Source organism: Streptococcus sp. 2022WUSS083, from assembly GCF_044427155.1.
Taxonomy (GTDB): Bacteria; Bacillota; Bacilli; order Lactobacillales; family Streptococcaceae; genus Streptococcus; species Streptococcus hashimotonensis.
This window is the reverse complement of sequence record NZ_JAOTGK010000001.1, coordinates 31554-46672: the sequence shown is the minus strand read 5'-3', so window position 1 is coordinate 46672 and position 15119 is coordinate 31554. Positions and strand designations below refer to the sequence as shown.

The following is a 15119-nucleotide window of genomic DNA, read 5'->3' as shown; positions in this document are numbered from 1 at the left end:
AGCACATTATTCCTGCTCAGCAAAAAAGTCAATAAAGGCAGGGGCAATGTAGTCTCGATACTTCTCTGGATTCTCGCGAATGAGAGTCGCTGAAATACCAAATTTTCTAGGACTGAAATACGCTTGATAGCCTCGACTATGCAGTTCCTGAGCGTATTCTTCCTCAGACACATAGAAGACTGGTACTTGATGTTCTGACAAGTCCAATAAACCAAGCAGGCGTTCTAACCAAAGGTCCCAGCCATCTGGATAGGGAGGCAAGTCCGTCTCATCCAGGGCACGAACTTCGACAAAATCATCTTCCTTAAACTGCTCTTGAGCAAATTGAAATCGTTTGGTCAGATCTAAACCTATCCTATCTCCTCGATCCTTGTCATATCCTGAAACCACCACATAAACCTGACCACAAGCCAACTTTGCTCGCTCGATCAAATCCAAATGTCCCTTGTGCATAGGGGCAAAGGTTCCGAAAACGACTGCTACGGTTTGATTCATACCTTACCTTTCACATCCGAAACTATATGATTGCGGCAGATAAAGTCCTCACAATCTGCTTCTAAAAGCAGTCTTAGTTCTAGCATTTTACCACCTATTTTACCACATCAAACTTGAGCTCTTCACCCTTGACCCCAACCTTCAAGGTCGAACCAGTAGTCAAGTCACCACGGAGTAACATTTCTGCCAACGAATCTTCCAACTTGGTCTGCAAGAGTCTACGAAGAGGACGAGCCCCCATTTCTGGGTCGTACCCTTGTTTAGCCAATAACTTAAGGGCTGACGGCTGAAGTTTGAGAGTAATATCTTTCTCAGCTGTTACAGCCAACAAAGGTTTAATCATGACCTTGACAACATCCTGCATATGAGTTTCCGTTAGGCTATGGAAGACAACTTTCTCGTCAATACGGTTGATAAATTCTGGACGATAGGCTTTTTTCAATTCCTCAAAAATGCGCTTCTCCACTTCCTTGTGGTCCTTAGATAAATCAAGGGCACCAAAACCTACTGTCTTATCATCGCGCAGGGCAGTCGCTCCAAGGTTTGAGGTCATGATAATGATGGTATTGGAGAAATCCACCTTGCGCCCTTTACTGTCTGTCAAGACACCATCATCCAAGACTTGCAAGAGAACATTGAAAATATCTGGATGAGCCTTTTCAACCTCATCAAAAAGAAGAACAGAATAAGGTTTGTTACGAACTTTTTCCGTCAATTCGCCACCTTCTTCATAGCCCACGTAACCTGGAGGCGCTCCATTGAGACGGCTGGCCGCAAATTTCTCCATATACTCAGACATATCAAAACGGATAAGAGCAGATTCATCATCAAAGAGAACCTCCGCCAAGGCTTTAGCAAGCTCTGTCTTACCGACACCAGTCGGTCCCAAGAACATAAAGGAACCAATCGGTCTGCGACCTGTACGAATCCCTGACTGATTACGACGAATAGCTCTGCTAACAGCAGAAATAGCTTCTTCCTGCCCAATCACACGCTTATGCAATTCTGCTTCCAGATTCAGATACTTCTTAGTATCTGATTGGCTAAGCTTGGCTACTGGGATACCTGACAAGCGGCTAAGTGTTTCTAAAACATCTTCTTCTGTTACTTCAAGGTCATAGTTTTGACTAGCCTCGGCATCTTCTTTCGTTTTAATCAAAAGCTTGCTGACAGTCTTATATTTTTTATCCATCAAGGCCTTGTCTATGCTCGTCAGTCCTGTTTCCTCAGCCTGCCCTTTCACTCGATTTTGTACCGTTGCACTGGCTTCATCCAGCAAGTCAATGGCAGAATCTGGCAGGTTTTTACTGGTCAAATACCGCTTAGCGTAGGTCACAGCAGTCTCTACAGCTGCTTGTCCAATACGGACCCTGTGGTATTTCTCAAAAGTACCTTTAAGCCCTGTCAAAATGGCAATACTGTCCTCAACTGTCGGCTCTTCAATGGTCACTTTGGCAAAACGACGAACCAGGGCTGCGTCTTTCTCAATATGCTTTTGGTACTCTGTCTGAGTCGTCGCTCCGACCGTACGGAGGGTGCCACGAGCAAGAGCTGGTTTGAGGATATTGGCTGCATCCAAGGTTGAATCAATCCCCGAGCCAGAACCCATAATGGTATGCAACTCATCGATGAAAAGGATGACCTGACCATCTTCCTCGATGTCATTGATGATATTATTCATCCGCTCTTCGAAATCACCACGGAAACGAGTTCCAGCGATAACATTCATCAAGTCAAGTTCCAAAACCCGCATCTTAGCCAAGCTGACAGGGACATCACCTGCAGCAACACGCTGAGCAAGACCCAAAGCAAGCGCAGTTTTTCCGACACCAGCATCACCAACTAGAACTGGGTTGTTCTTGGTTTTACGTGATAGAATTTGGATCATCCGTGCAATCTCAGCGTCTCGACCGATGACAGGTTCAATCTTCCCTTCACGCGCCAAAGCTGTCAAATCACGAGTGTAGTCTTCTAATCCACCACTTTGAGGTGCTGGGGGCATTCCCATCATCTGTCCCATATTGGTAGGTTTGGCTTTGCCACCCTTCATCACACTGCGGATAGCTTTAAGGTCCTCTTTGGTAAATCCCGCACGTGCCTCCAAGTTTTTACGCAAATCCAAGAAACGAAACTTATCATCTGAGTCTTCAAAACAAAAACCTACCTTGTCCAAAATCTGACTAGCTGTTGACCGCTTATCCAACAACATAGCCATAAACAAATGTTCTGTTCCCAGCTCCTTAGCCTTGACGACTTCTGCAATTTTCTTGGCAAAACTAGCTGTTTCATCCAAACGTTTAGAAGATGGTAAAATACGAAAACTATCCAACTCTTCACGATAGACCTTGTCGGTCACAACAAAAGTTGCATGTTCATAGTCAGAAATTGAAATAGGATATTCTGCCAAAACAGCGCCAGCGACTGTATCATGGTTGATAACGAAAGACAAGAGAACATGCCAGGTTTCCAAGTAATCACAGGCATAACGTTGGGCCACTAACTGGGCATCTTCAAAAACCCGCTGTAAACCAGTTGAAATTTTCATGAATTATTCCTCTTTCCTATCTAAACGTCGTAGTATTTGACGCATCATGCGTGCTCGAATAGTACTTGCATCTTTTCCTAATATTTCATCAGTTCCTGTGGACAAAAAGAGATTGCCTTCTCGTTCTGTCATCAATCCTTCATCAAAAAGGAGCTGTAAAATATCCGCATAAACCGTCGCAGACAACTGCTCACCCATATTGTTTAACAAATCATGGACCAGTTCGTGCTTATCCGAAAAGGTAATCCGCCCAATTCGGATATAACCACCACCACCACGCTTACTCTCAACAATATAGCCACGGCTGGCTGTAAAACGGGTTTTAATGACGTAGTTAATCTGACTTGGCACCACTTCAAACCGACTGGCCAATTCACTTCGACGCAACTCAGCTACACTGACTTGGTCCAAGATGGCTTTGATATGCTCTTCTATATAATCCGATGTATTCTTCATCGCCATAGTATCGCCTCTTTCTTTGACTATCTTTGACCATTATACCTTAAAATGACGAATTTTGAAAGCAAAAGCCTAGCAACTAGCGTAGCAGAATTTTGAAATCTGCTCTGCTTTATCCTATAATAAAAGAAAAAAAACAGAAAGGACTAGGGCTTCCGTATTTAGTTGAACTGAATACGGGCTACGGACTAGGCCAAAAAGATAAACGAGAACTAGTCGTCGTTCTGTTCCCTATTTTATCTGTGTCCGCTTAAGGCCCTTTATATCTTATACCATGAACTTTCAAGATTACATTCAAGACTTTACAAGTGTGACTGTGGAGCAGGCACAGAACCTTCTAGCCGCCAAAGAGGGGGCTGTTCTCTTCATCGGACGTAGCACCTGTCCATACTGCAACCGCTTTGCGCCAAAACTCCACAAGGTAGCCCAAGACAAGCAAGTAACCATCCACTTCCTCGACTCCAGCCAAATCAGTCCAGAACTCCAGACCCTTCGCGACCACTACCAAGTTCCTACCGTCCCAGGTCTCCTCGTCGCTAAACCTACTGGCGTCCAAGTCCGTTGCGACTCCAGCATGACGGAAGGTGAGATTGCGGCTTTTATTCAAGACTAATGCATAACAGACAAAAAGCACCGACCACAAGGCCGGTGCTTTTTAAGGAGATTATGAAAAATATTTAGGATTGATACTAGTATAACCGAATCAAGCATATCCGACATCCGCCCTAAGACCGATTTTGCCAAAAAAGAACCCCCTTTCGGAAGTTCTTGACTATTCATTATTTACCAAGAGCCGCTGCCATTGTAGCTGCAACTTCTGCTTCAAAGTCGTTTGAAGCTTTCTCGATACCTTCACCCACTTCGAAACGAGCAAATTCTACAACTGAAGCATTTACTGAGTTCAAGTAAGCTTCAACTGTTTTGCTGTCGTCCATGATGTAAACTTGTGCAAGAAGTGTGTAAGCTTGGTCAACTTGAGTGTTGTCAAGCAAGAAGCGATCCATTTTACCTAGGATGATTTTGTCCCAGATTTTTTCTGGTTTGCCTTCTGCTGCCAATTCTGCTTTGATAGCTTCTTCAGCTGCTGCAATCACTTCGTCAGTCAATTGAGCTTTTGAACCGTATTTCAACAATGGCAATGCTGGTTTGTCAACCATTGCACGGCTTTCGTTGTCTTGTTCAATTTTGTGGTTGATTTGTGCCAACTCATCTTTAACGAATTGCTCATCCAATTCAGTGTAAGAAAGAACAGTTGGTTTCATCGCAGCGATGTGCATTGAGATTTGTTTTGCAAGAGTTTCGTCGCCACCTTCAACAACTGAGATAACACCGATACGGCCGCCGTTATGTTGGTATGCACCAAATGCTTGAGCATCTGTTTTTTCAACCAAAGCAAAGCGACGGAATGAGATTTTCTCACCGATTGTTGCAGTTGCGTTTACGTATGCTTCTTCAAGGGTCTCACCTGAAGGCATAGCCAATTTAAGAGCTGCTTCGTTGTCAGCTGGTTTACCTTCTGCAATTACTTTAGCAGTAGTGTTTACCAATTCAACGAATTGAGCGTTTTTCGCAACAAAGTCAGTTTCAGCATTCACTTCAACAACTGCTGCTACGTTACCATCAACGTAAACACCTGTCAAACCTTCAGCTGCTACACGGTCAGCTTTTTTAGCTGCCTTAGCCATACCTTTTTCGCGAAGCAATTCAATCGCTTTTTCGATATCACCTTCAGTTTCAACCAATGCTTTTTTCGCGTCCATAACGCCAGCACCTGATTTTTCACGCAATTCTTTAACGAGAGCTGCTGTAATTTCTGCCATGTCTATTCTCCTTGTTTGTATTTATAAAATAGAGGAGCGGGCTCAGCCCTGCCCCTCTAGGATTGTTTTTTGTGTCTGATAAATGATGTAGAATGTACTCGGACTAAAAAGCTAAAATTTAGATATATCTAACGCTTTTCTTAACGCCTTCGTTACTTATTTTCCTTCTACAACTTCAACCAATTCTTCGATTGATTCTGTAGATGCTGGCTCAGCTGCCAATTCAGCTTCAACTGCTGCTACGCTGTCTTCACCTTGGTTGCCTTCGATGATAGCGTCAGCCATTTTAGCTGTGATCAATTTAACAGCGCGGATAGCGTCATCGTTAGCTGGGATGATAACATCAATATCATCTGGATCAGTGTTTGTGTCAACCATCGCTACAACTGGGATACCCAATTTTTTAGCTTCTTTAACAGCGATTTGCTCTTTATGTGGGTCAACTACGAACATTACGTCTGGAATGCGTGGCATGTCAGCGATACCGCCCAAGAATTTTTCAAGACGAGCACGTTGTTTGTTCAACAATGCTACTTCTTTCTTAGGAAGCACTTCGAAAGTTCCATCTTCTTCCATACGGTTGATTTCTTTCAAACGAGCGATACGTTTTTGGATTGTACCCCAGTTTGTAAGAGTTCCACCCAACCAACGGTGGTTGATGAAGTATTGACCTGCACGGATAGCTTCGTCTTTAACAGCTTCAGCAGCTTGTTTTTTAGTACCTACGAACAAGATAACTGCGTCGTTTGCTGCAGCGTCACGGATGAATTCGTAAGCTTGGTCAGCCAATTTTACAGTTTGTTGCAAGTCGATAACGTGGATACCGTTACGCTCTGTGAAGATGTATTTAGCCATCTTAGGATTCCAGCGACGAGTTTGGTGACCGAAGTGTACACCAGCCTCAAGAAGTTGTTTCATTGAAATTACTGCCATGAGTATTTCTCCTTTTTGTTTTTTCTCCTCTCCCGAACTTCGACTTGCAGCCCAACCTTTCGGCAACAAGACCACAATTGGTCCGAGATGAGTATTTGTTGCACAGCAACTCTATTAGTATATCAGAATACCTGTATGTTTTCAAGTAAAATAGCAGAGAAATTCATGAAAATCTGCCATCCAAAAATTCTCAAAGTAAGTTCTAGTCTACCGTAAAATCTGGAAATTGGGCTGATTCTAAAATTTCCACTTGACCATTTCCAGGATTTAAGATACAATATTCTTTGTTATGGCGGTATAGCCAAGTGGTAAGGCACGGCTCTGCAAAAGCTTGATCGTCGGTTCAAATCCGTCTACCGCCTTTTAATATTCTAAAAAACCTAGGATTCTTCCTAGGTTTTTTGCTATTCTTTTCGCTTCAGATTTCCGAGGGCCATAGCTCCACCAAATAGACCTAACAAAGCACTTATAAAGACACTTCCAAGGCTATCCCCAGTTTGAGGCAGTTTCCCACTAGTATCCGCCGCTAATGCACCTGTCTCTCCTCTTCCGCTTCTTTCAAAGAATTCTCTGTGAGGTACGGACACTTCTATTCTCTCATCAGAAATTCCTAGTGCCTCCTCATGTTTTGTAAGTCTCACCAAATGCTCCACACCATCTTCTCTTGTATCGCCAGTTAACAACGCGATTTCAGTGGATTCTGTTTGCGGAGCAAGCGAATTCTCTTCTTTTGGCATTGGTACATGCGCTTCCGATTTCGGAACAGGAATGCTAGGGGCTTGATCCTTATCTGATTGCTCCACATGAAGGTCTTTTTCAGGAACCTGCTCAGATACTTCCTTGTCATTTAACCGTACCTTATATTTCTTCACAAGAGCATTTCCAAAACTGTCACTCAAATCAAGTTTGACTGTATCTCCGTCTTTCAGACTATGTAGCTCATAGCGAAAGGCTTTTTCATTATTTCCATACTGCCTCCAGAAGCCTCCTCGAGCTACAAAATCTTCGTTGATCTTCAAGGACCAATAAATTCCATTATCCTTGGCGCTTCCGGTAAGTGTCAAGTGCCCATCAGCATCTGCCAGGAGAACTCCTGCATACTGATTTTCCTCGTCTTCTTCTTCACTATCCACTACCTGTCTTTCCAATGGTAGCACCTCATTTTCCAGCTGTAAAACAGGGTTTTCTGTATCAACCAACATCTGATATTTCTTCGTGTAAGTCAACTCATCCGCCTCATTGTACACACTTATATCCACAACATTTCCCTCTTCAATCAGGGTAACTGGATAGGTCAACTTGCCATCCTCAAAATAGCGTTTTTCGCCACCATTGATGCGCACAGAATGAGCTTGATCCGTTTCTGCTTCTATTTCAAATGTAAATAGATAAGTCCCATCTTCTTGCTTTTTGAAGTCGACCAACCCGCTATCTAGCTCACGACCAAGACTTTCTTTATTGAAACGAATCGGGTCAATCAACCAGTTATTAACAGTAATCGGAACTTCTGTTTCCTCCTCCTCATCCAGACTCTCTGGACTTGTATTGATACGAAGGTCCTTTAATTTATTTCCCTTCTCATCTACCGCAGTTAACATGATGGCTCTAGGAAAATCAGATTTAAAGAAGTCTTGCTCAAAACTGCCGTCTTCTTTTACATCTATAATTTTCAGCTCTCCCTTATCAATGTCTAGATTGGAATAATAAAGTTTGATGTCCTTAGGAAGACTAACATTATCACTCACTTTCCCCTTCAATGTAAAACGCCCATTTTTACCAATCTGGATAACCTCTTCATCCTCTTCATCTTTTTCAATATCAAGATCAATCGTCGGCTTTTCATTATCTACCAAATAATTTAAGGTTTTAGTGTAAATAAGCTTGCCATCCTTATCTTTCAAGATTAATTCAAAACTATGACGTCCATCTGATTGCTCTGGAATCTGGAGAGATAGTTGACCATTCTCCAGAGAGTAATTCACAGCCTGAGCATCCAAGTTAGCCTGCACATTGAAAACTTGCGCTGAGACGTTCGCTTTAATTTCTACAGTTTTCTTACTGCGAATTGCCATCAAATCTTCCAAATTTTTAAACTGGATTACAGGCGCCACCAAATCTTTTTCAACAGCAACTACATTACCCGCTATATCCATCACCTCAACACGGAGATGATTTTTAGCATCGAGTGGCAGTTCCACTTCTTTGAGATGGTAATGTAGTTGACCTGCATCATCTACAACCTTTTCAACAAGAAGATCTTCTCCATTTAGATTAGCTCGAACCTCCCAAACTTTATTATTATCCTTGGCTGTGACGACTAGTTCTCTATGGCTGGTCAGACGATTGGTATCAATCGCGACAATTTCTGGCTTTTGATTATCAATTTTGACTGGCAGATAGGTATACTGATAGGCCCCATTTTCTTTATTTTTTACCCGCAATCTAAAGAAATATTGTCCTTCTGGTGCTGGTATGTTTTCATCCTTGCTTGCATCGTACACTTTCCCATCCCAACGGTGCAATTCTATCGGAGTACGAAGCTTGGAATACTCCGAAAGACTTTCAAAATAATCTACATAGCGAACACGAGACAGCATGGTTCCGGTATCAATCCGCCTTAAAACAGGAGCATCTTCTGTTGCTTCTTTTACAATATCCAAATCATAGTTGGTAATATCCCTCAATAGCGCAAATCGAACAAAGGCATTCCCAATCTGACTGTCCGAATGCTGGTTTTGAATTGCGATATTGTCTGGATTGAGAGGCGATTGATTATCTTGAATCTTTTCACGCCCAAGTTCAATATAGCGCCCAGACTTATTGTGTTTATAGCTAGATAAAACTGAGGTCAGTTTCAATTTAGAACTGGTTTCCCAAGCCGGTGCATCAACAATCCTTTCTTTTGACCAGTCACCCACAAAGCCAAAATAAGGAATGCTGATGTCAGACTGCCCCTCCGTCAATGATTTGAAGTAAATATACCCTTCTGCAAACTGGTCTTTCGCTTCTCCTGCATCCAATTTCAGGCGAATGGTTCTCTTCTCTTTTGGACCTAGTTGAATGGATTGCTCAGAAAGATGAATACTCGACCCCTTGATTTCTGTCGCATGAATCTCTTTAACTACTTTTCCAGAACGTCCTATTCTATCAACAGGAACATCTTGACTAGTCAATACTTTCCCAGCTGAAATAGCAAAGCTTCTTTGTTGGTTTCCCAGATTTTCCAAGGTCACCTCAAATTCTGTCTCACGCCCTATTTCTTTTAATTCCACCCCTCCTTTTAGACGGTGGTGAAGAATCACATCTGTTTCAAAGGCTCTATCAATCTGCAACAGACCAGCACCTTGTTGTCTCGGAGAATTTTCCAAAGCATGCCCAGATGAATCTAGAACATCAATCAAAGGGGTAGCAGTATTCATCAAAATGATTCTCAGCAAATCCATCCTAGTCATGCCTTCTGGTGGTGTCATTTGGCGAATCCGTGGCAATAAAAGTGCACTGGCACCCGCCACAATTGGCGAAGCCATCGAAGTCCCTGACATGGAGCCATAACGATTGTCATTCAAGGTTGCATAAACATCCTCTCCCGGCGCCACAATCTCTGGCTTCAATTCTAAGTTGACCGTAGGTCCCCAACTAGAAAAGCCTGATACAGTCGGCACTTCAATCAACTTCTTCATTCCAATTGTAGGTTTAAGAACCAAACCAGTGTTACCTTGCGATTGGTTGGCAACTTCTAATAATCGCCTTCCATCTTCCCCGCTAAGACTAATTCCCCAGATAGAGGAGTAGGAAAGCAAAGTCTTATCATCTACCAATAACTGATGGGTCCTATAATAATCCTTGTTCCATCCCTGATCAGTATTTATCACAATAATTCCAGCAACATCCTTGAATTTCAAATTACGAACAGCATCTTTCAAGTCAAACTTATCTTTTTTGATAACCGCTACTTTACCAGCCAAATCAAGCCCCTGCACTTCTTCCCAATGACCATTTCCAGCATCTACAAATTCATATTTTCCCTCTGTAAGCGTTGTATAGCCAATAGGATAGTAACCAAAAGACTGTCCATTCAGCATAAATTCTCGTTGAACAAGATGGGTATTTCTCGCCGAACCAACCGCGATAACTGCGGGAGTCGCTGCCACACCAACTGTTGTTGCCGTATCCACAGCTCCTAAGGCATTATTTGTATGCAGGTCAAAGGAGGTGTCTGAAGAGGAGGCACCAGCATTACCAATAGCCGCTGTAATGATAATTCCCTTTTCTGCTGCCCTCTTAGCAATCGTGTAGTAAGCATTCCCTGGTAGCCCGCTATCATAATAACCAACACTCAAGCTGATGACATCTGCCCCGTGTTTGATAGCATCTTCAATAGCAGCATAAGCAGCATCCTCCGTCTCAGCTTTATAATTTTTAGGGTCATTTGAAAAAATCTTGTAGACTAGCAGTTGTGCGTTGGGAGCAATCCCATCAACTCCCTTTTTAGACGCAACTTCTTCGTCTGTTGCATTTCCAGCCAGAGTTCCTGCTATGTGCATACCATGTGGTTCGTGGGTATCATCGTAGAGATTATCGTTGCCAGATACATAATTATAGCCATGGGGAACTTTCAATGTGTATGTCCCTGTCGTAGATGGAGTAATGTCCTTAATTTTAGGAATGACACCATCATCCAACCTCATGTCTTTGTGCTTAATATCCAAACCGGAGTCAATGACTGCAATCACCATTCCGCGACCATCTGTCTGATATTTAGAACTTGCTTTTAAGGCACCAACCAGCTGTTTAGCAGTATGAAGAGTCGGTCGGATACGGCGACTCTCTTCTAAAGAGGTTAATTCGGTAATTGCCTTCACATCAGACAAACTTTCTTTCCCTACCTCTACTGATGCTCCCGTTAAAACCTCCTTATACTCATGAACAATTTTAACGCCATCAATTTTCTTTAATTTATCCAATACAAGATTTCGGTTCTCTTCGGAAAATTGTAAAATATAGCGCCCTGTTGTCACCTCTTCTGGCTCAAGCTGTGATTCCTGCGGGATTGTTTGAGGAGCACTAGCTTCTTTTCCGCTAATGTCTTCTTTTTCCTTTGACTCATCTGTTGTCTTACCAGCTGTAGTTTTTATCTCGGTCGCAGCTTGATCTGTGAGAAGACCTGATTCTTCACCCGCCTCTGTATCTACAACTTCTTCGACCACTCCCTCTTCAGCAACTGGTTCATCCACCTGCTCCGTTTTAACTGGATCATCTGATAATGGTCCATCTTCTTTTTTCTCTACCGCAGAATTTTGCCTACTATCCATATCTGTTGCGACCGCAACTGTAGACTCCAATCCTTCTCCACTAGTATCTGCTTGAACCATCGGAACACCCGTGATAAAAAATCCTATTGATACCGATGCCACACCGACACTTAACTTCTTGATACTAAAGCGTTGTTTATTCTCAATCTGAGACCACTTCTGTTTCATAAAACCTCCGTTTTTAAGATTAATTAATTTATAAGTTAGGTACACCTAATTCTATAAAATTTTTAAATCTTTGGCAAGGTTTTTTTGAGTTAGCCTCAAAAACAAGAAAAAGCACAGGTCTCCCTGCGCTTTAACAACTTATTACAACTCAGCAATCTGGCTCAAATTAACTTCAGCAATGGTATCATTACCAAACATAGAGATAACCATCTTAACCTTGTTGTTGTCAATTTCTGTAATTTTACCTGTGTAGTCTGTGAAGGCACCGTCGATGATACGAACAGTGTCGCCAACTTTGACATCAATATCAAATTCTTGAACGGTTTGTCCCATAGACACCAAGATTTGACGAATTTCTTCTTCCAAAAGTGGAGTTGGTTTTGAACGGTTACCGTGTGAACCCACGAAACCTGTAACGTTTGGCGTGTTACGAACCACAAACCAAGCTTCATCCGTCATAACCATTTCAACCAAAACATAACCAGGGAAACGGTTTTCTTCCACTTCCTTGACCTCACCGTTCTTTTCAACCTGAACAGTCTGAGTTGGAATTTCTACACGAAGGATGTTTTCCAACATGTTATAAGTGTGGGCACGTTGGAGCAAGTTTTCCTTCACTTTATTTTCATATCCTGAGTAGGTCTGCAAAACAAACCAGCCTTTATCAAAACTATCGTACATTGTTACTTCCTTTCTTTGGAAACACGGAATTTTTAGACGCTAAAAAAAGCCCGAAGGCTTTCGCTTTTCCTTATTATATCACTTCCATTTTACAAATGGCAAGTATTTTCTAGAAAAGATTGATCAAGCTCATGATTCCTCGTGACAAAATCAAGTCAAAGAGGTAAACCACCGCTACGAAAAAGGCAGTATATTCCACTACAGACACGAAATCCGTCCAGCTCTGCTTACGAGTTGGCCAAGACGTATCTTTTAAAATGCGGATAATGTCTTTGATAAATTTCATGCGCGACTCCTATCTGGTTTCCTTGTGAACAGTGTATTGTCCACAGTGTTTACAAAATTTATTTACTTCTAACCGTGTTGGCTTGGGATTGCTCGAAAGGCTGATTGAATAGTTTCGAGAACCACAAACAGTACAGGCTAGGCTTGCTTTTTTTAGTGCCATAAAGCCCTCCATCCTTTTCATTCTACCATGTTTTTATGGATTTGACAACTCTCCAAACCAAGACGTAATGTTATCCCACAAGGTTTTTGCTCGTTCTGGTAACTGGGCATCGATTAGATTTTGTTTGGTTTGCTCAATCAAGTTTTTCGCCTGATCTGAAATTTCTTGTACCTGTTCTTGACCAAGGCTTGATTCAGTTTGCGCAGCTTCATCTGGAGCTACTTCTACAATACCATTTTGTGCATAGGCATTTTCTACTTCGAACTGAGTTCCAGCAGTATATGGCAAGATTGAATTGGCTACAGTCTGGAAGACCGACGGAGCCATCCAGTAGCTACTGCTATCTATATAATGATTTTCATCTGTCTGCTCAAAACCAACCCACTGACTGATGACCAAATCAGGTGTGTAGGCAATATACCACTGGTCATTAACAAGATTTACATCAAAACTTGTTTCGGTTGTTCCCGTTTTTCCTGCAAGATAGTAATTCGTCGCATCTGCAGATACACCTAAACCATTCGTATAGGTCCCAAGCATCATAGAGGTCATTTTATCTGCAACCGAGCGGTCAATTACTTTTGTACTTGTCTCGCGATGCTGAGCCAATACCTTTCCACTCGCTGTTTCAATACGTGTAATTAGATGAGCATCCTTCATTACACCATCATTCGCAAAAGCACTATAGGCCTGAGCCATTTGCAAGGGGTTCGTTTCCACACCTGATCCGATTGACGCACCAAGTACCTTTTCAACATTTTCCATATCAAGACCAAACTTTTGACCAAATTCAAAAGCTTTGTCAATCCCAAAGGTATTTACAATATATGCAACTGGCAGATTGTAAGATAAAGCTAAAGCTTGGTACATTGGAATGGTATCCGAAGTTGAATAGTCATAGTTGTGTAAGGTATAATCCCCATAGGTTTCTGTATGGTTATCCAATGGTGTATCAATTGCCCAACCCGCTGCTACCGCTGGCGCATAGGCAACAAGAGGCTTGATTGTTGAACCAGGACTGCGCTTGGCTTGTGTCGCAAAGTTGAAAGTCCGAAAGACCGCATCCTCTGAACTGTTAACTCGACCAACCAAGGCGCGAACTCCACCAGTCGTCGGATCAAGAGCTACGCTGGCAGCCTGAGCATGGGTACCATCAAAACTTGATGTTGGGAACATAGTCTCATCATTAAAAATCACCTGCATGCTGGCTTGAGAATTTTGATCCATCTCTGTGTAAATCCTATAGCCGTTATTAATAATGTCTGATTCTTTCAGTCCGTATCGCTCAATCGCCTCAGCAATCACAGCATCAAAATAGGATGGATAGGAATAATTGCTTTGTTTCCCTGTATAGGTATCTGAAAGCTGACTGGCTAGGTCTACTTGAAAACCTGCATCGGCAGTTGCCTGATCAATATAGCCAGCGTTGACCATATTTTGCAAGACGGTATCTCGGCGATTGATTGCATTTTCTAAGGAATAATAGGGATTATAAATTTCTGGACCCTTAAGCATCCCTGCTAAAACAGCAGATTGCTCGATCGTCAAGTCACTAGCAGAAATACCAAAATATTTTTGACTAGCATCTTCAACTCCCCAAACCCCATTACCAAAATAGGCATTATTGAGATACATTGTAAGGATTTCTTGCTTACTGTATTTTTTATTGATTTCAAGGGCTAGGAAGAACTCTCTAGCCTTTCGACTAATGGTCTGCTCTTGTGTCAAAAATGCATTTTTAGCTAACTGCTGGGTAATCGTTGAACCACCACCTGAACGCCCCAAGGTCAAAACAGCTAAGATGGTTCGTTGATAGTTTATCCCTGAGTTTTTATAAAAACTCCTGTCCTCTGTAGCAATCACCGCATTCTCAAGATTATCAGAAATAGCATCTAATTCTACATAAGTCCCTTTTTGACCAGATAAGGTCCCTGCTTCAGCACCGTCCTTATCATAAATAATCGTTGTGGCTTTTAGCGCCTGCTGTAAATCACCAACATTAGCTGTCTTTGCAAGGAAAAATAGATAGCCACCTACTGTAAGAACTGTCAGGACCATTAAAATGATTAAAATTTTAGTCAGTTGGTAACGCCGCCAAAATTTACGAATCGGCTCCGGAATACGTGATTTTTTCTTTGGTTTATCAACAGAGCCACGATTTCCCCTGCGGCGACGGCTAGGTAGGTCTTCATGATCAATTTGGAAATCTTCTGGAACTTCAATCGGCTGATGTTGCAAATCGTCCATACTTTACCTCT

11 protein-coding genes and 1 tRNA gene are annotated in these 15119 nt (G+C 42.3%); 2 read left to right on the top strand and 10 right to left on the bottom strand.

Annotated features, from left to right (window positions below; genetic code table 11):
* Positions 1-6 precede the first annotated feature (6 nt).
* The 3 genes from ODU41_RS00235 to ODU41_RS00225 form a co-directional block, all read right to left on the bottom strand.
* Complete coding sequence (locus tag ODU41_RS00235; protein ID WP_044693845.1) at positions 7-495, bottom strand: adenylyltransferase/cytidyltransferase family protein; 489 nt, start codon at positions 493-495, stop codon at positions 7-9.
* Positions 496-589: 94 nt separating this feature from the next.
* Positions 590-3040, bottom strand: coding sequence for an ATP-dependent Clp protease ATP-binding subunit (locus tag ODU41_RS00230; protein WP_105141432.1), 2451 nt, complete (start codon positions 3038-3040; stop codon positions 590-592).
* A 3-nt stretch (positions 3041-3043) separates the two neighbouring features.
* On the bottom strand, positions 3044-3502 hold the full coding sequence (locus ODU41_RS00225) for a CtsR family transcriptional regulator (RefSeq protein WP_105121436.1): 459 nt from the start codon (positions 3500-3502) through the stop codon (positions 3044-3046).
* Positions 3503-3773: 271 nt separating this feature from the next.
* Here ODU41_RS00225 and ODU41_RS00220 point away from each other — a divergent pair, with 271 nt between their 5' ends.
* Entirely contained in the window at positions 3774-4112 is a 339-nt protein-coding gene (locus ODU41_RS00220; RefSeq protein WP_105141431.1) for a thioredoxin domain-containing protein, read from the top strand.
* 166 nt (positions 4113-4278) lie between these two features.
* On the opposite strand, the gene tsf is transcribed toward ODU41_RS00220, so the two are convergent.
* Together tsf and rpsB are read right to left on the bottom strand one after the other, a co-directional pair.
* On the bottom strand, positions 4279-5319 hold the full coding sequence (gene tsf / locus ODU41_RS00215; RefSeq protein WP_105141430.1) for a translation elongation factor Ts: 1041 nt from the start codon (positions 5317-5319) through the stop codon (positions 4279-4281).
* Positions 5320-5475: 156 nt separating this feature from the next.
* Complete coding sequence (gene rpsB / locus ODU41_RS00210) at positions 5476-6252, bottom strand: 30S ribosomal protein S2 (RefSeq protein WP_012775356.1); 777 nt, start codon at positions 6250-6252, stop codon at positions 5476-5478.
* Between the two features lie 291 nt (positions 6253-6543).
* On the opposite strand from rpsB, the gene ODU41_RS00205 reads away from it, so the two are divergent.
* Positions 6544-6614: transfer RNA gene (locus tag ODU41_RS00205), tRNA-Cys, on the top strand.
* Between the two features lie 42 nt (positions 6615-6656).
* On the opposite strand, the gene ODU41_RS00200 is transcribed toward ODU41_RS00205, so the two are convergent.
* From ODU41_RS00200 to pbp2a, 5 genes are all read right to left on the bottom strand, one after another.
* Positions 6657-11732: a S8 family serine peptidase gene (locus tag ODU41_RS00200; RefSeq protein ID WP_105141429.1), complete on the bottom strand. Its 5076-nt coding sequence runs from the start codon at positions 11730-11732 to the stop codon at positions 6657-6659.
* 141 nt (positions 11733-11873) lie between these two features.
* Positions 11874-12413: a transcription termination/antitermination protein NusG gene (gene nusG / locus ODU41_RS00195; protein WP_002940254.1), complete on the bottom strand. Its 540-nt coding sequence runs from the start codon at positions 12411-12413 to the stop codon at positions 11874-11876.
* A gap of 109 nt (positions 12414-12522) precedes the next feature.
* A complete protein-coding gene (secE, locus tag ODU41_RS00190; RefSeq protein ID WP_002940255.1) occupies positions 12523-12699 on the bottom strand; it encodes a preprotein translocase subunit SecE in 177 nt (58 codons plus the stop codon).
* Between the two features lie 9 nt (positions 12700-12708).
* A complete protein-coding gene (gene rpmG / locus ODU41_RS00185; RefSeq protein ID WP_002940258.1) occupies positions 12709-12861 on the bottom strand; it encodes a 50S ribosomal protein L33 in 153 nt (50 codons plus the stop codon).
* 33 nt (positions 12862-12894) lie between these two features.
* Positions 12895-15108: a penicillin-binding protein PBP2A gene (gene pbp2a / locus ODU41_RS00180; protein WP_105141428.1), complete on the bottom strand. Its 2214-nt coding sequence runs from the start codon at positions 15106-15108 to the stop codon at positions 12895-12897.
* Positions 15109-15119: the final 11 nt, after the last annotated feature.

Excerpts from the sequence above, each read along its gene's own strand:
- ODU41_RS00235 (WP_044693845.1), bottom strand. The coding sequence starts at position 495 with ATGAATCAAACCGTAGCAGTCGTTTTCGGAACCTTTGCCCCTATGCAC.
- ODU41_RS00230 (WP_105141432.1), bottom strand. The coding sequence starts at position 3,040 with ATGAAAATTTCAACTGGTTTACAGCGGGTTTTTGAAGATGCCCAGTTA.
- ODU41_RS00225 (WP_105121436.1), bottom strand. The coding sequence starts at position 3,502 with ATGGCGATGAAGAATACATCGGATTATATAGAAGAGCATATCAAAGCC.
- ODU41_RS00220 (WP_105141431.1), top strand. The coding sequence starts at position 3,774 with ATGAACTTTCAAGATTACATTCAAGACTTTACAAGTGTGACTGTGGAG.
- tsf (WP_105141430.1), bottom strand. The coding sequence starts at position 5,319 with ATGGCAGAAATTACAGCAGCTCTCGTTAAAGAATTGCGTGAAAAATCA.
- rpsB (WP_012775356.1), bottom strand. The coding sequence starts at position 6,252 with ATGGCAGTAATTTCAATGAAACAACTTCTTGAGGCTGGTGTACACTTC.
- ODU41_RS00200 (WP_105141429.1), bottom strand. The coding sequence starts at position 11,732 with ATGAAACAGAAGTGGTCTCAGATTGAGAATAAACAACGCTTTAGTATC.
- nusG (WP_002940254.1), bottom strand. The coding sequence starts at position 12,413 with ATGTACGATAGTTTTGATAAAGGCTGGTTTGTTTTGCAGACCTACTCA.
- secE (WP_002940255.1), bottom strand. The coding sequence starts at position 12,699 with ATGAAATTTATCAAAGACATTATCCGCATTTTAAAAGATACGTCTTGG.
- rpmG (WP_002940258.1), bottom strand. The coding sequence starts at position 12,861 with ATGGCACTAAAAAAAGCAAGCCTAGCCTGTACTGTTTGTGGTTCTCGA.
- pbp2a (WP_105141428.1), bottom strand. The coding sequence starts at position 15,108 with ATGGACGATTTGCAACATCAGCCGATTGAAGTTCCAGAAGATTTCCAA.